At 72.5% G+C, this 14,288-nt stretch carries 17 protein-coding genes; 11 read left to right on the top strand and 6 right to left on the bottom strand.

Annotated features, from left to right (window positions below; all coding sequences use genetic code 11):
• The first annotated feature begins 54 nt into the window (after positions 1 to 54).
• Both QSK31_RS04605 and QSK31_RS04600 read left to right on the top strand, forming a co-directional pair.
• A complete protein-coding gene (locus QSK31_RS04605) occupies positions 55 to 768 on the top strand; it encodes an aminotransferase class I/II-fold pyridoxal phosphate-dependent enzyme (RefSeq protein WP_285681200.1) in 714 nt (237 codons plus the stop codon).
• Positions 731 to 1,453, top strand: coding sequence for an aminotransferase-like domain-containing protein (locus QSK31_RS04600; RefSeq protein ID WP_285681197.1), 723 nt, complete (start codon positions 731 to 733; stop codon positions 1,451 to 1,453). Before QSK31_RS04605 ends, QSK31_RS04600 begins: the two co-directional genes overlap by 38 nt.
• Before the next feature lie 132 nt (positions 1,454 to 1,585).
• Here QSK31_RS04600 and QSK31_RS04595 read toward each other — a convergent pair whose 3' ends face one another.
• Positions 1,586 to 2,389, bottom strand: a complete 804-nt coding sequence (locus tag QSK31_RS04595; RefSeq protein ID WP_285681195.1) for a DUF3097 domain-containing protein — start codon at positions 2,387 to 2,389, stop codon at positions 1,586 to 1,588.
• Positions 2,390 to 2,478: 89 nt separating this feature from the next.
• Between QSK31_RS04595 and QSK31_RS04590 the strand changes: the two genes are divergently transcribed.
• Both QSK31_RS04590 and QSK31_RS04585 read left to right on the top strand, forming a co-directional pair.
• Positions 2,479 to 3,261, top strand: coding sequence for an Rv1486c family protein (locus QSK31_RS04590; RefSeq protein ID WP_285681194.1), 783 nt, complete (start codon positions 2,479 to 2,481; stop codon positions 3,259 to 3,261).
• Positions 3,262 to 3,274: 13 nt separating this feature from the next.
• Entirely contained in the window at positions 3,275 to 3,763 is a 489-nt protein-coding gene (locus tag QSK31_RS04585; RefSeq protein WP_285681192.1) for an NUDIX domain-containing protein, read from the top strand.
• Here the strand turns inward: QSK31_RS04585 and QSK31_RS04580 are convergent.
• Positions 3,760 to 4,290, bottom strand: a complete 531-nt coding sequence (locus tag QSK31_RS04580; protein ID WP_285681191.1) for an EXLDI protein — start codon at positions 4,288 to 4,290, stop codon at positions 3,760 to 3,762. The two genes, QSK31_RS04585 and QSK31_RS04580, sit on opposite strands and share 4 nt — an antisense overlap.
• 140 nt (positions 4,291 to 4,430) lie before the next feature.
• On the opposite strand from QSK31_RS04580, the gene QSK31_RS04575 reads away from it, so the two are divergent.
• Entirely contained in the window at positions 4,431 to 5,852 is a 1,422-nt protein-coding gene (locus QSK31_RS04575; RefSeq protein ID WP_285681190.1) for a S8 family serine peptidase, read from the top strand.
• Between the two features lie 20 nt (positions 5,853 to 5,872).
• Positions 5,873 to 6,373, top strand: a complete 501-nt coding sequence (locus QSK31_RS04570; protein ID WP_285681188.1) for a macro domain-containing protein — start codon at positions 5,873 to 5,875, stop codon at positions 6,371 to 6,373.
• Between the two features lie 40 nt (positions 6,374 to 6,413).
• Here the strand turns inward: QSK31_RS04570 and QSK31_RS04565 are convergent, their stop codons facing one another.
• Positions 6,414 to 6,710, bottom strand: a complete 297-nt coding sequence (locus QSK31_RS04565) for a GNAT family N-acetyltransferase (protein ID WP_285681186.1) — start codon at positions 6,708 to 6,710, stop codon at positions 6,414 to 6,416.
• Between QSK31_RS04565 and QSK31_RS04560 the strand changes: the two genes are divergently transcribed.
• Positions 6,691 to 7,161 carry a hypothetical protein gene (locus QSK31_RS04560; RefSeq protein ID WP_285681184.1) on the top strand — a complete coding sequence of 157 codons (471 nt, stop codon included), beginning with the start codon at positions 6,691 to 6,693 and terminating at the stop codon, positions 7,159 to 7,161. The genes QSK31_RS04565 and QSK31_RS04560 overlap by 20 nt on opposite strands.
• Here the strand turns inward: QSK31_RS04560 and QSK31_RS04555 are convergent.
• The 3 genes from QSK31_RS04555 to fabG form a co-directional block, all read right to left on the bottom strand.
• On the bottom strand, positions 7,158 to 7,937 hold the full coding sequence (locus tag QSK31_RS04555; protein ID WP_285681183.1) for an HAD-IIA family hydrolase: 780 nt from the start codon (positions 7,935 to 7,937) through the stop codon (positions 7,158 to 7,160). The genes QSK31_RS04560 and QSK31_RS04555 overlap by 4 nt on opposite strands.
• A complete protein-coding gene (locus QSK31_RS04550) occupies positions 7,934 to 8,962 on the bottom strand; it encodes a ferrochelatase (RefSeq protein ID WP_285681181.1) in 1,029 nt (342 codons plus the stop codon). Before QSK31_RS04550 ends, QSK31_RS04555 begins: the two co-directional genes overlap by 4 nt.
• Before the next feature lie 194 nt (positions 8,963 to 9,156).
• Positions 9,157 to 9,861, bottom strand: coding sequence for a 3-oxoacyl-ACP reductase FabG (fabG, locus tag QSK31_RS04545; RefSeq protein ID WP_285681179.1), 705 nt, complete (start codon positions 9,859 to 9,861; stop codon positions 9,157 to 9,159).
• A 93-nt stretch (positions 9,862 to 9,954) separates the two neighbouring features.
• Here fabG and QSK31_RS04540 point away from each other — a divergent pair, with 93 nt between their 5' ends.
• The 4 genes from QSK31_RS04540 (at position 9,955) to QSK31_RS04525 (ending at position 14,127) form a co-directional block, all read left to right on the top strand.
• Entirely contained in the window at positions 9,955 to 11,202 is a 1,248-nt protein-coding gene (locus tag QSK31_RS04540; RefSeq protein ID WP_285681177.1) for a sensor histidine kinase, read from the top strand.
• On the top strand, positions 11,199 to 11,870 hold the full coding sequence (locus QSK31_RS04535; protein WP_285681175.1) for a response regulator: 672 nt from the start codon (positions 11,199 to 11,201) through the stop codon (positions 11,868 to 11,870). The genes QSK31_RS04540 and QSK31_RS04535 overlap by 4 nt, the downstream gene beginning before the upstream one ends.
• Before the next feature lie 74 nt (positions 11,871 to 11,944).
• Positions 11,945 to 12,829, top strand: a complete 885-nt coding sequence (locus tag QSK31_RS04530) for an alpha/beta hydrolase (RefSeq protein WP_285681173.1) — start codon at positions 11,945 to 11,947, stop codon at positions 12,827 to 12,829.
• Positions 12,826 to 14,127 (top strand): acyltransferase family protein, encoded by a 1,302-nt coding sequence (locus QSK31_RS04525; RefSeq protein ID WP_285681172.1) that lies wholly within the window; start codon positions 12,826 to 12,828, stop codon positions 14,125 to 14,127. The genes QSK31_RS04530 and QSK31_RS04525 overlap by 4 nt, the downstream gene beginning before the upstream one ends.
• Positions 14,128 to 14,288 lie beyond the last annotated feature (161 nt).

The following is a 14,288-nucleotide window of genomic DNA, read 5'->3' as shown; positions in this document are numbered from 1 at the left end:
GGTCGGGCGAATGGTCCGGGTGAAGGACCAATGATGGCGTCGGGAGGTGGACCATTGTCGGACTTCCTCCAGCTACGTCCGGAGCACGCGCCGGTCAAGGGGCTGACCACGTGGCTGGCCGACGGGCTGCGGGCGGCCATCCGGGCCGGGCGGCTGGCGCCGGGCGTGCGGGTTCCGGCCAGCCGCGTGCTCGCCGGTGAGCTGGGCGTCTCCCGGGGCGTCGTCGTCGAGGCCTACCAGCGGCTGCTCGACGAAGGGCTGGTCACCGCGCGGGCCGGCGCGGGCACGGTGGTCAGCGCGCTGGGTGCGGCGGCGCGGCCGTCCGGGTCCACGACCGATCGGCGTACGCAGGCCGGGATCCGACTGCCCGTGCCGGTTCCGGCGGGCATCCGCTACGACCTGTCCCCCGGCGTGCCGGACCTGTCCGCGTTCCCCCGGGCGGCCTGGCTGCGCGCCGAACGGGCGGTGCTCGACCGGTCCGCCGCACCCGACCTCGGCTACGGCGACCCGGGCGGCCATCCGTCGCTGCGCCGCGAACTCGCCGGCTGGCTGGCCCGCAGTCGTGGAGTACGCGCCGAACCGGACGACGTGATCGTGGTCAGTGGGGTGGCGCAGGCGCTCGCGCTGCTCGCGCAGACGCTGCGCGCGACCGGGACCACGGCGGTCGCGGTGGAGGACCCGGGGTCGCGCGGGGCGCGCGACCAGATGGCCCACTGGGGGGTGCGGCCCGGTGGGGGTCGAGGTCGACGACGATGGGGTACGCGTTGACGACCTGCGCGCCACCGGCCTCGACACGGTGGTCCTGACGCCCGCGCACCAGTTCCCCACCGGCGTGGTGCTCAGCCCCGCCCGCCGCCGCGAGCTGCTCGACTGGCCCGGGCTGGTGATCGAGGACGACTACGACGCCGAGCACCGCTACGACCGGGCGCCGGTCGCCGCCCTGCAGGCCACGGCGCCGTCGCGTGTCGCGTACGCGGGAAGCACCTCGAAGTCTCTCGCCCCCGGCATGCGGCTGGGCTGGCTGATCGCGCCGGCCCGCCTGCGCCCCGCACTGCTGGCCGCCAAGCACGCCAGCGACCTGGGCAATCCCGCGCTGCCGCAGCTGGTGCTGGCGCGGCTGCTGGCCACCGGCGACTACGAACGGCACCTGCGCGCGGTCCGCACCCGCCAGCGCCTGCGCCGCGACGCCCTGCTGGCCGGCCTGCGCGAGCACCTGCCGTCGGCCCGCGTCACGGGCGTCGCCGCCGGCCTGCACCTGGTGGTCACCCTGCCCGGCGATGTCCCCGACACCGACCTGGCCGCTCGCGCCGCCGAGGCGGGCGTCATGGTGCAGCCACTCTCCTGGCACCGCCACCGCCCCGGACCACCGGGCCTGGTCCTCGGCTACGCCGCGCTCACCCCCGACCGCCTCCGCGAGGCCGCCGCTCTGCTCGGGAGATCTCAGAGGCTCTGACCACCGGACAGGACGGACCCCGGAGGTTGATCCGGACCAGCTCGTCGAACTGGCCCGGCGTGGTCTGCGCGTACGACGCGGCTCACCGGCTCCAGGCCCCGTCGACCACCCCACGCGGTTCCCGGCCGGCCATCAGAGGTACGGCTCTGTCACGAAGTCGATGAGGCGTTCCATGGCGTTGATCAGCGGCGTCTCGACGTCCTTGTAACTGTCCACGGAGGACAGAATGCGGCGCCACATCTCGTAGGGCTCGCGGATGCCGACGGCGGCGCAGACGCCCTCCTTCCAGGGGCGGCCGGGCGGGATGACCGGCCAGGCGCGCAGGCCGACCTTCTCCGGCTTCACCGCCTGCCAGACGTCGATGTACGGGTGGCCGGTGACCAGCACGTCCGGGTCGGTCACGGACGCCACGATGCGGCTCTCCTTGGAGCCCGCCACCAGATGGTCGACCAGGACGCCGAGCCGCGCCTTCGGGCCGGGGCCGAACGCGCGCACCTCGCCGGGCAGGTCGTCGATGCCGTTCAGCGGCTCCACCACGATGCCCTCGATGCGCAGGTCGTCGCCCCAGATCCGCTCCACCAGCGCGGCGTCGTGGACGCCCTCCACCCAGATCCGGCCGGCCTTCGCCACCTGAGCCTTCACGCCCGCGACCGCCGTCGAACCGGATGCCGTGCGCTGACGCTCCGGCTGATTTCTCGCGACCGGCTTGCGCAACGTCACGGTCTGGCCGTCGAGCAGGAAGGCCGCCGGCTCCAGCGGGAAGTTGCGCCGCTTGCCCTTGCGGTCCTCCAGAACGACCGCGCCCAGCTCGAAACCGACCACCGCGCCGCAGAAACCCGAATCCACATCCTCCACGACCAGGCCCCGCTCGGCGTCCACCTCTGGTATCACCTTGCGCCTGCGCCAGTTGCCGGACAGCACGTCCTCCCCATACATGAGACGCACGGTAACCCGAGAGCTATGACACGCCGCTCATGACGCTCCGGACCGAGACAAGGCTGTCGGACGGCACGTACCCTTGCCGCATGTCCCCCGCAGCCAACGCGGCCACTCTCACCGCGCGCCGGTCGACCCGGTTCGTGACGTGGGTGCGCGCCTGGCGGGCCGGTCTCGTGCCCTTCGACGAGCTCGACAGCGAGATCGCCGGCGATGAGGAACACCTGGTCGCCGACGCCCCCGGCACCTGGACCGACGTCCCGCTGGCCCAGGCCCTGCCCTGTTTCGCCAAGCTCCACCCGGACGAGATACGCCTCGTCCTGCCGGCGCCCGGCGACCCGCGCGGCCTGTCCGGCCCGGGCCCGCTGACCGGCGCGGCGATGCTCGCGGGCGAGGCGGTCATGACGCCCACCTTCGGGGTGGTCCCCGAGGTGCGCACGCACACCTCCGGCTCCGGCGTCACGTTCGAGACCGTGCTGTGGCGGGTGATCCCCGCCGAGTCCTACCGGCCCGGCTTCCAGATCGGCGCGGCCGAGGCGGAGCAGGAGCTCACCCACGCGCTGGCCGAGGCCACCGCGGCGCTGACCCGGCTGGATGTGGCGCATTGGCGGCCCGAGCTGGCCGGTGCGCTGCAGGCACTGCGCCGGCCGGAGAGCACCGCCACGCTGCCCGCCGGTTTCGACCCGCGGGCCCGCCGGGTGTTCGCCCGGGCCAGCGTGCTCGACCAGGTGCTGGCGCTGGCCGAGCACAACGCGCCGGGCGGTGCGGTCAACACCTATGAGGCGCAGCAGCGCGACGCCGCCTTGCGCCCGCTGACCGCTGCCTGCCGTCAGGCTCTCGTCGCCGCGTGCAACTCGCCGCTGTCCGGCTGATCCAGGCCGGCTGATGCAGGACCGCTTCGCGCATTGCACGTTCTGCGGCGCGCGCTTCGTCCCCAACCAGGCGTGGCCTCGTCGCTGCGCCGCGTGCGGCGAGATCAGCTACCGCAATCCCCTGCCGGTCGCCGTCGTGGTCCAGCCGGTCGGCGACGGCCTGCTGGTGGTGCGGCGCGGCATTCCACCGGCCCGCGATCAGCTGGCCCTGCCGGGCGGCTTCATCGAGGTCGGTGAGACCTGGCAGCAGGCGGCCGTACGCGAGCTCCGCGAGGAGACCGGTGTCGTCCAGGACGCATCCGACGTCCGCCTCGTCGACGCGCTGAGCGCCCTGGACGGGATGCTCCTGGTCTTCGGCGAGGTCCCGCCACTCGCGTCGTTGCCCGCGTTCGTCCCGAACGAGGAGACGCTGGCGCTCGAGGTGATGACCGGGCCGGCCGAGCTCGGCTTCCCGCTGCACACCGAGGTCGCCGACGACTGGTTCGCGTCCCGCGTCCCCTAGATGTCGAGGTCCTCGACGTCGGGCTGCCCGGTGAGATCGACGACCAGGTCGTAAAGCTCCTGCGGGACGAGGGCGTGCAGGTCGTCCAGGGTCACGGCGACGTGCAGGGCGGACGTGGCGGGAGTGCGGCTCCAGGTCTGGTTGGCGCTCCAGTCACCGATCCAGGCACGCCAGCCGGTGTTCCACTTCTCGGAGTTCGGGCCGTGGTTGACGTGCATCTCGGACTGCTCGACATGCACCGCGAAATTCTCGGAGCGGGTGCGGTAGACGCGATAGGTCTCGGTGCCGCCGTTGCCGGAGCGCTCCAGCTCGGCCAGGAGCACGCCGGAGAACCGCTGCTTGCGGCCCAGCCCCTGGCCCACGCGCACGACGATCTCGGCGTACCCGAGTTGACGCCCCTCCTCGAACTCGACGTAGCGCCTCAGCGCGGTGGCGATGGCGGCCGACAGTTTCCCTCCGGCCAGGTCCTGCGCCCTCTGGTACAGGGGCAGGTCGTCGTCGGACACATAGATCGTCTTGTTGGGCATGGGACGCACTATACGCATACATGTACGTAGTAGTCACGGGACGTGCAACCACTCCGCTCCCGGCAAGCTCTCCGGCCGGCGGCGCCCCCGCCGATCTTCGGTTCGTCCCGACCGCACCAGGCGAAGGTTGACCCGGACGCATGACCTCTCACCTGCGGCTCCGCCGCGTCACCACCGCCCTGCTCGCCGCCGTCACCGGCGCCGGGATCGCCGCGGCGCCCGCACAGGCCACCCCCGCCCCGGCCGGGCGCTACATCGTGGCGCTGCGGGCCACGCTGGGCCTGAGCGCGGACTCGCTCGGCCACACCGCCGACCGGCTGGCCGGCGACCGGACCGAGGACATGCTCGCCGGCGTCTCCGGATTCACCGCCACGCTGACCGCGCGCGACGCCGCCCGGATCGCCGCCGACCCGGCCGTGGCCATGGTCGAGCCGGACCGGCGCGTACGCGTGACCGACACCCAGCGCAACCCACGCTGGAACCTGGACCGGATCGACCAGCGCGGCCGGACAGCGAGCCGCTCCTACACGCCGTTGAGCGCGGCGGCAGCCGTACGCGCCTACGTCATCGACACCGGCATCTGGACCGGCCACGACCAGTTCCGGGGACGCGCGACGAGCGGCTACGACTTCGTCGACAACGACCGTGACGCCACCGACTGCGACGGGCACGGCACCCACGTCGCCGGCACCATCGGCGGGCGCACGGTGGGCGTGGCCAAGAGCGTGCGGCTCATCGGCGTACGCGTGCTCGACTGCGACGGCGAGGGCTACACCTCCGACGTCATCAAGGGCATCGAGTGGGTGACCTCGCACGCGGTGAAACCGGCGGTGGCCAACATGAGCCTCGGCGGCGACCGCGACCCCCTGCTGGAGCGGGCCGTCGCCAAGTCCATCGCCTCCGGCGTCACGTACGTGGTGGCCGCCGGCAACGAACACCGCAACGCCTGCCTCTCCTCGCCGGCCCGCGTGCCCACCGCGATCACCGTGGGCGCCACCAATGCGAGCGACACCCGCGCGTCGTTCTCCAACTGGGGCGGCTGCGTCGACATCTTCGCCCCCGGCGTCGGCATCGTCTCCGCCTACCCGGGCGACTACGCCGGCGACAACTCCATGTACGCCACGATGGACGGCACCTCGATGGCCAGCCCCCACGTGGCCGGCGCCGTCGCGATGCTGCTCGCCGCCAGCCCCCGCCTGACGCCCGCCCAGGTCACATCCCGCCTCCTGGCGGCGAGCACCAAGAAGGCGATCCGCAACCCCGGCGCCAAGTCCCCCAACCGGCTGCTCTTCACGACCCTCCCGCCGGCCGCCGCCGCGATCACCACGGCCACCCTGCCGGACGCCGCGGCCGGGGTCGCCTACCAGCAGCAACTCACCCGCAAGACCCCGCTGATCGGCACCTGGACAGCCACCTCGCTGCCTCCCGGCCTCACCCTCAGCACCGCCGGCGTCATCACCGGCACGCCCACCGCAGCGGGCACCTACGAGATCGGCATACGGTTCACCGACTTCGTCCCGCGCATCACCGAGCGCACCCTGACCCTCACGGTGGCCCCGTAGGCGTGTGCGACGATCGACCGATGACCACGGTCGACGTCGTACTCGGTGACATCACGCGGGAACAGGTCGACGCCATCGTGACCGCCGCCAACGAATCCCTGCTCGGTGGCGGCGGCGTCGACGGCGCCATCCACCGGGCCGCCGGTGACCGCCTGGCCCACGCCGGTGCGGCCATCGCCCCGTGCGAGCCGGGCGACGCCAAGGCGACCCCGGCCTTCGACCTCGAACCGGCGGTCCGCCACATCATCCACACGGTCGGACCGGTGTGGGAGGGCGGCGGATACGGCGAGGCCGAGGTGCTCGCCTCCTGCTACCGGCGCAGCCTGGAGGTCGCCGACTCCCTCGGCGCGTCGTCGGTCGCCTTCCCGGCCATCGCCACCGGGGTCTACGGATTCCCCTCGGACGAGGCGGCCCGGATCGCGGTGCGCTCGATCCTGGCGACGTCCACAAAGGTGCTTCGGGTGCGGTTGGTCGCCTTCGACGAGGAGACCTACGAAGCCCTCCGCGCCGCGTCGGCCTGAGGCCGGCCTCGCCGCGCACCTGGCTGATCCACGACCCGGCCTAGCGGCCCTCGGGGCGGATCCAATCGCGGTTCTCGCGCACGACGGTGAAGCCGGCCGACCGGTACAGCGCCACGGCGGCGGTGTTGGAGGCGGGTGGAACGACGGCGACCGCGCTCGCGCCCCTCTCGGCCAGTGCCGCGCAGGCGCCCAGTACAGCGTCGCGGCCGTAACCGTGGCCTCGGTGGTCCGGATGGGCGCCCACCGGTTCGAGCAGGCCACATCGGCCCGCGCCGGCGAACCATCCGGTCGCGGCGGCCGCGGGCTCGCCTTTCGGGGTGCGGACCAGCGTCTCCACGGCCAGGTCCGGTCACGCCGCCGCCGGCATCGAGGAGCTCTTCGGCGTCGGCGGCCAGGGCGTCGAGGTCGGCGCCGGGCGCGGTGGTGATGCGCAGCACGCCGCCGTCGAGGAAACCGACGGCCGCCCGCCCGGCAGCATCGGTCCACAGCACAATCTCGGCGTCGCCGTTGCGCAGTTCCCACCCCACGTCGCCGGGGTGGAGCCCGCCGCCCGGAGACTCGGCCGGCGTCCACTCGCACAGCGCACGCACGGCCGGGCCGACCTCGGAATGGGCCAGGCGCTGCCGCACGAGCGAGGTCATGGCCGTACGTTAGCGATCATGCCGAACCACCGCGAAGGCTTTTCGAAGAAGCCCAACCGCTCACGCACGTGGAGCGCAGCGACCCTCGGCGGGAGCAGCGGTCGGAACCACCCACCCACCTACGACATCGGTCTTGAATTGATCTAGATCTCGTCGATCAGGTCGGCGACGCTGTCGACCACTCGCGAGGGGCGGTAGGGGTAGCGCTCGCTCTCCGCGCGGTCGCTGATGCCGGTGAGGACCAGGATCGTCTCCAGGCCGGCCTCCAGGCCGCACAGGACGTCGGTGTCCATCCGGTCGCCGATCATCGCGGTGCTCTCCGAATGGGCCTCGATCGTGTTCAGCGCCGAGCGCATCATCACCGGGTTGGGCTTGCCGATGAAGTACGGGTCGACGCCGGTGGCCTTGGAGACCATGGCGGCGACCGAGCCGGCCGCGGGGAGGGCGCCCTCGTTGGACGGGCCGGTGGCGTCGGGGTTGGTGCAGATGAACTTGGCGCCGCTGTCGATCAGGCGGATGGCCTTGGTGATGGCCTCGAAGCTGTAGGTGCGGGTCTCGCCGAGCACCACGTAGTCGGGGTCGAACTCGGTCAGCACGTAGCCGGCCGCGTGCATCGCGGTGGTCAGGCCGGCCTCGCCGATCACGTACGCGGTGCCGCCGGGGCGCTGGTCGGCCAGGAACTGGGCGGTGGCCAGCGCGGACGTCCAGATCGACTGCTCGGGGACGTCGAAGCCGACCCGGTTGAGCCTGGCCTGCAGGTCGCGCGGCGTGTAGATGGAGTTGTTCGTCAGGATGAGGAACGGCTTGCCGGACGATTTCATCTTGTTGACGAACTCGGGCGCCCCGGGCACCGGCACGCCCTCGTGGACGAGCACGCCGTCCATGTCGGTGAGCCAGCTCTCGATGCGCTTGCGCTCGGTCATCGGGGTCCTCGTCTCTGCGGTGCGGGGCAGCAGTCCTGGGGACAGACGTCCCAGACCGGGAGGCTACCGAGCCGCTGTTGCGACGCCGTGCCGGTGCGTTCCAGGACCAGGTCCCGGATCATCGCCACGAAATCGGGGTGGGTGCCCGGCGTACCCGCGCGGAGGTAGCCCATGCCCAGCTCACGCGCCGTTTCCAGGGCCTCGTTGTCGAGGTCCCAGACCACCTCGAGGTGGTCGGAGACGAAGCCGATCGGGCTGACGATGACGTCCGTCACGTCCTTCTCCGCGAGGGCGCGCAGGTGGTCGTTGATGTCCGGTTCGAGCCAGGGCACCTGCGGCGGGCCGGAGCGGCTCTGCCAGACGAGGTCCCAGCTCAGGTCGGGCGCGGCGGCGGCGTGCACCAGGGCCGCGGTCTCGTTCAGCTGGGCGGTGTAGCGCCCGCCGGTGGGGCCGGCCGTCTCGGCCATGGTCACCGGGATGGAGTGCGCGGTGAAGACCAGGCGGGTGGTGGCGCGGCGGGCCGGGTCCAGCTTCGCCAGAGATTCGCGTACGGCCGCCACGTGCGGTCCCACGAAGCCGGGGTGGTCCCAGAACTGCCGCAGCTTGGCGATCCGTGGCGCACCGGGCCCGACGTGCTTGCGGGCGGCGTCGATGTCCTCCCAGTACTGCCTGCAGGACGAATAGCCGCCGTACGCGCTGGTGGCGAAGCCGAGCGCCGACTCGACGCCGTCGTCACGCATCTGCGCGACGGTGTCCGCCAGCATCGGCTGCCAGTTGCGGTTCCCCCAGTACGCCGGGAGCCCCACCCCATGGGAAGCGAAGTCGGCCCGCACCGCCGCCAGCAGCTCACGGCACTGCTCGTTGATCGGGCTGACCCCGCCGAAGTGCATGTAGTGCTCGGCGACCTCGACCAGCCGCTCCTCGGGGATGCCACGCCCGCGCGTCACGTTGCGCAGGAACGGCATCACGTCGTCAGGATGCTCGGGGCCCCCGAAGGACAGGAGGAGAAAGGCGTCGTAGGGCACGACGCCATTCTCGCACTCTCCGCTACATGGTGCCCTGTGGCTGTGGACGGGGCCGGTTGCGGGCGACCAGCCGGACGGCGACACCCACCGCCATCAGCAGGATGGAGAAGAAAGATCCTTCTTTCGGGAAGAATCCTCACAAGTCAGATATTTAGTCGATGCGCTCGCCGGGTCGGTGGCCCAAGCCTCGCCGGTCAGTGGCCCATGCCGAGGCCGCCGTCGACCGGGATGACAGCCCCGGAGATGTAGCCGGCGGCATCGCTCGCCAGCCAGGCCACCACGGAAGCCACCTCGTCGGGCTGGGCCAGCCGGCCGGCCGGGATCGCCGCGAGGATCTCCTTCTTGCGGGCCTCCGGCAGCCCGTCGGTCATGTCGGTGTCGATGAAGCCGGGGGCCACCACGTTCGCGGTGATGTTGCGGGTGCCCAGCTCCCGGGTGATCGAACGGGCCACCCCGACCAGGCCGGCCTTGCTCGCCGCGTAGTTGACCTGGCCCGCGCCGCCGTACAGGCCGACCACCGACGAGATGAAGATCATCCGGCCCCACTTGGCGCGCAGCATCTTGGACGAGGCGCGCTTCGCGACCCGGAAGGCGCCGCCCAGGTTGGTGTCCACCACCCGGCTGAACTGGTCCTCGGACATCCGCAGCAGCAACGTGTCGTCGGTGATGCCGGCGTTGGCCACCAGCACCTCGACCGGGCCGAGCTCGGCCTCGACGGCGGTGAACGCCGCGTCCACCTGCTCGGCGTCGGTGATGTCGCATTGCACGCCGAACATGCCCTCCGGCGCGCCGCTGCCCCGGTGGGTGATCGCCACCCGGTCACCCTGCTTGACGAAAGCCTGCGCGATGGCCAGGCCGATGCCGCGGTTGCCGCCGGTCACCAACACGGTGCGGGCCAACGGGAGCCTCCCTCATGTCATACCCAGGTATGAGAACAATGAGCAGACCACGGACCGACGAAACCCTCGCTCCGCCGCCGTAACCTGCTGAGAATGGAGACTAGCGGCCGGGCCGCCACCCACGAAGTCACGGGCCCGTGGGGTGGCCTGCGTCGCCTCTGGCTCGGCCCGACCACCAGGCTGACACTGCCCAAGTTCGTCTTCCTGCGGTACGCCGCGCCGATCGCCCTGCTCGGACTCGTGGGCCTGACCGTGGCCAACGCCGCCTTCCTCCAGGACAGCCGCGAGATGACCGGCTGGTCGGCCCTGCTGATCTCGGTGCTCACGATCGGGCCGCTCGTCGTCGCCGTCCGCAACCCGGTGATCGCCTGGCGCTTCGCGTACCCGATGCTGATCGTGGGGGCGATCGGCGCCAAGCCGACCGACGCGTGGCCGTGGGCGCCGATGCACATCATCGCCTTCCTGGCCGGCATGCTGCTGATGGCCTTCACCCAGGAAACCTCGATCACCCTGTGGGCGACGGCGTTCAACATCGTGGTGCCGTTCCTGTTCGCCGACAGCGGTAACGCCTACGGCATAGCGGTGCTCTTCGCCGCCGTGGCGTTCCTCGGCGACCTGGTCGCCCGGCGGCAGCGGAGCAAGGTGCAGCTGGCCGAGCTGGCCGAACAGACCGAGTTGACCGAGCTGGAACGCGCTCGCCGGGCCGTCCTCGAGGAACGCACGCGGATCGCCCGTGAGATGCACGACGTCGTGGCACACCACATGTCGATGATCGCGGTGCAGGCCGAGACCGCTCCGTTCCGGGTGACCGACCTCAGCGAGCCGGCGCGGGCCGAGCTGGCGACGATCGCCGACTCGGCGCGGTCGGCGCTGTCCGACATGCGCCGGCTGCTGGGCGTGCTGCGTGCCGAGGGGCAGGAGGCGCTCAAGGCCCCGCAGCCCGGGCTCGACGAGCTGTCCCTGCTGGTGGACAAGGCGCGGCAGTCCGGGGTGGAGCTCAGCGTGGAGGCGACCGTGCTGACCTCGGTGCCCGAGGCGGTCGGGCTGGCGTCGTACCGGATCATCCAGGAGGCCCTGGCGAACGCGGCCCGGCACGCGCCCGGCCGGCCGGTCCGTCTCGAGGCTCGCGCCGAGGACGAGCGGCTCCTCCTGGTGGTGCGCAACGAGATCGCCCCGGACAGCCCGCCGCCGGACGAGGACGGCGACGGGCACGGGCTGCGCGGCATGCGGGAACGCGCCGAACTGCTGGGTGGGACACTGCGGACCGGGCCGGACGGCACCGGTGGGTTCCGGGTCGAGGTGTCGCTGCCCTACAGGGACGGAGAGGAACCGTCGAAGTGATCAAGGTGCTGATCGTCGACGACCAGGCGATGGTGCGGCAGGGCTTCGGCGCGCTGTTGTCCGCCCAGGACGACATCGTGGTGGTGGGCGACGCGGAGGACGGCGAGGCGGGCGTGGCCAAGGCCCGCGAGCTCGGCCCCGACGTGGTGCTGATGGACGTGCGGATGCCCCGGATGGACGGCCTGGAGGCCACCCGGCGGCTGCTCGGCCGCCGCCCGGCCGGCGACGAGAGCGGCCCGCGCGTACTCATCCTCACCACCTTCGACCTCGACGACTATGTGTACGAGGCGCTGCGCTCCGGTGCCAGCGGCTTCCTGCTGAAGGACGCGCCGGCCGCCGACCTGGTCAACGCCGTGCGCGTGGTGGCCGCCGGCGAGGGCCTGCTCGCCCCGACCGTGACCCGCCGGCTGATCGCCGAGTTCGCCGCCCGGCCGCACACCGACCGGCCCCGGCCGACGTCACTGAACGCCCTGACGCCCCGGGAGACCGAGGTGCTGCGGCTGATCGCCCGCGGCCGGTCCAACCAGGAGATCACCGAGGAGCTGGTGGTCGCCGAGCAGACCGTGAAGACCCACATCGGACGGATTCTGGCCAAGCTCGGCCTCCGCGACCGGGCACAGGCGGTCGTGTTCGCGTACGAGTGTGGTCTGGTGGCCGTCGGCGAGTAGCACCCCGGTACGACGCCGAGGTGAGCACTCTGGTCTGACGATCTTCGATATGCCGTGGCCGCACATTGCGACCCATGTCGAAGTCCCTGGTCAGCACCGCAGCCCTGCTCCTGCTCTCCGCGCCGGTCCCCGTCGCCCTTCCGGGCCCGGTCGCCTCGCCGGCCCCGGCCCTGCCGTCGTTCGCGGTGGCGTACCGGGACACGGCGGCGGCCATCCAGCGGGCCGGCGGAACCTACGCCACGTGGACCGGCCGTCATTTCCTGTCCTTCGACCCGGCCGGCGACGGCACCGCGGTCGAGGTGGTCGGCGACCTCGCCACCGCGGACCGGATCGCGATCCTGGTGCCCGGCGTGGACACCACGCTGAAGAACTTCGACCGCGGCCTCGGCGGCGTGGCCCGCAGGGCGCCCGCCGTGCAGGCCCGCGCCGTCTACTGGAAGCTGCGCGGCACCGACCGCAAGGCCAAGGTGGCCGTGGTGGCCTGGCTGGGATACGACACCCCGGAGGGCATCGGGATCGCCGCGGTCCGCGAGCAGCGGGCCCGGGCCGGCGCGGACGCCCTGACCCGCTTCGTCGACGGCGTGCAGCGGCAGCGTCCCGCGGCGGCGGTCACGCTGGTGGGCCACAGCTACGGTGCCATTGTGGTCGGTCTGGCGGCGCCCCGGCTGCCGCGGGTGCACGATGTCATCGCCCTCGGCGCCCCCGGCATGGGCGCGGCCCACGCGAGCGACCTCGGCGGTGCGCGGGTCTGGTCGGCCCTCGCCCCGAAGGACTGGATGCGCCGCATCCCCCAGATACGCCTCTTCGACCTGGGCCACGGCCGCCGCCCGTCGGACCCGTCGTTCGGCGCCGACCCGCTCCCCACCGGCGGCGTCGAGGGCCACGACTACTACCTGACCCCCGGCAGCGACACCCTCGACGCCGTGGCCACCGTCGTCCTCGGCGGGGGTGCCGCATGACCGCCACCCTCACGACCGGCCGCGACCACAGCATCGACGTGGTCCGGGCGATCGCGGTCGCCGGCGTGGTCGGCGGGCACTGGCTGGTGACGGGCCTGGTGATCGGCGGCGACGGCGGCTGGCGGCAGGCCAGCCCGCTCTCGACGATGCCGGCCTTCACCCCGATCTCCTGGGTGCTGCAGACCCTCGCCCTGCTGTTCTTCGCGGGCGGCTTCGGCGCCGGCCGCCCCCGGCCCGCCGCGACAGGCGCCGGTCGACGCTTTGCTCTGAGCACATATACGCATCACCTACCCGGACGGCGCCCCACGAGGCGCCCCGCGGCGCCGGCAGAGACGGACGCGCCGGCAGAGACGAATACGCCGACCGAGACTCTCGCCGCGACGGATGCGGCGCGCGGTCAGGCGGCGGCGCGGCGGCGCGGTGTCGTCGCGAAGCTGGCCGTCCCGGTGGCGGTGCTGCTGGCCGGGTGGGCCGTCGTGCTGGTGGTGGCCACCGCCGCGGGAGTGCCGTTCGGAACCCGGCGCACGATCGCGATGCTGGTGATCAGCCCGCTGTGGTTCCTGCTGCCCTATCTCGTGCTGCGCGCGGCGACCGGTCCCCTGGCACGCGCCGTGGACCGGGTCGGGCCGTTCGTCCTGGCCGCGCCGGCCGTCGGCCTGGTCGTGCTCACCGACGACGGTCTCCTGCCTGCCTGGGTCGCGGTGCCGGCCGCCTGGTCGGTGCCGTGGATTCTCGGCATCGCCGTGGCCCGCCGGGGCCGCGCCTCGCTGCCCGCCGCCCCGATGATCATCGGCGGCATCGCCGCAATGGTCTTCCTGGTGCTGGTCCTCGACTATCCGGCCGCCGCGGTCGGCGTCCCGGGCGACGGCCGCTCCAACCTCTCCCCGCCGTCGCTCTTCGCGATCGCGCTCGGCCTCGCCCAGATCGGGATCTACCTGCTCGTGGCCCGCCTCGCCGACCGCCGCGGCCGAGGCGACCGACCCGGCCGGGACGACCGACCCGGCCGGGACGACCGACCCGACCGAGACGACCGACCCGACCGGGGTAGTCCGAACGGCGTCGTCCGATCCCTCAACCGGGCGGCCCTGCCGATCTATCTCGGACACCAATCAGTCCTCGTCGCGACCGTCGGCGTGGCCCACCTGATCATCGGCGGTCCGGTCGAGGGCCTGCTCAGCGCTCCGGCCGGACCCCAGTGGATCATCGCCCGGATCGCGTGGCTACCATTCCTCGCGCTCGTCCTCGTCGCACTCATCCGGGTGGCGTGGCCGGCGACACGACGTACCCGGGCGGCTTGATTCGCGATGTCGCGGTAAGCTGCCCAACGGCCCTGAAAGAGCTACGACCTACGGAGGTGATCGCTGTGCGAGATAGCGATCCTCCCAGTCGTGGCCGGGCCGCTCGTCAGCGTGTCTGAGCCGCTGACGTAGTTCCTCGCCCTCTCACCCACCGTGCCGCC

This window comes from Actinoplanes sp. NBRC 103695, from assembly GCF_030269485.1.
Lineage (GTDB): Bacteria > Actinomycetota > Actinomycetes > Mycobacteriales > Micromonosporaceae > Actinoplanes.
Note: the sequence above shows the minus strand (reverse complement) of the source record. Positions and strands in the feature narration are given on the sequence as shown.

Coding starts and splice junctions, on each gene's coding strand:
- QSK31_RS04595 (WP_285681195.1), bottom strand. CDS start 2,389: ATGTATGGGGAGGACGTGCTGTCCGGCAACTGGCGCAGGCGCAAGGTG.
- QSK31_RS04555 (WP_285681183.1), bottom strand. CDS start 7,937: ATGACCGAGCGCAAGCGCATCGAGAGCTGGCTCACCGACATGGACGGC.
- QSK31_RS04585 (WP_285681192.1), top strand. CDS start 3,275: ATGCAGGACCGCTTCGCGCATTGCACGTTCTGCGGCGCGCGCTTCGTC.
- QSK31_RS04570 (WP_285681188.1), top strand. CDS start 5,873: ATGACCACGGTCGACGTCGTACTCGGTGACATCACGCGGGAACAGGTC.
- QSK31_RS04540 (WP_285681177.1), top strand. CDS start 9,955: ATGGAGACTAGCGGCCGGGCCGCCACCCACGAAGTCACGGGCCCGTGG.
- QSK31_RS04575 (WP_285681190.1), top strand. CDS start 4,431: ATGACCTCTCACCTGCGGCTCCGCCGCGTCACCACCGCCCTGCTCGCC.
- QSK31_RS04580 (WP_285681191.1), bottom strand. CDS start 4,290: ATGCCCAACAAGACGATCTATGTGTCCGACGACGACCTGCCCCTGTAC.
- QSK31_RS04590 (WP_285681194.1), top strand. CDS start 2,479: ATGTCCCCCGCAGCCAACGCGGCCACTCTCACCGCGCGCCGGTCGACC.
- QSK31_RS04525 (WP_285681172.1), top strand. CDS start 12,826: ATGACCGCCACCCTCACGACCGGCCGCGACCACAGCATCGACGTGGTC.
- QSK31_RS04530 (WP_285681173.1), top strand. CDS start 11,945: ATGTCGAAGTCCCTGGTCAGCACCGCAGCCCTGCTCCTGCTCTCCGCG.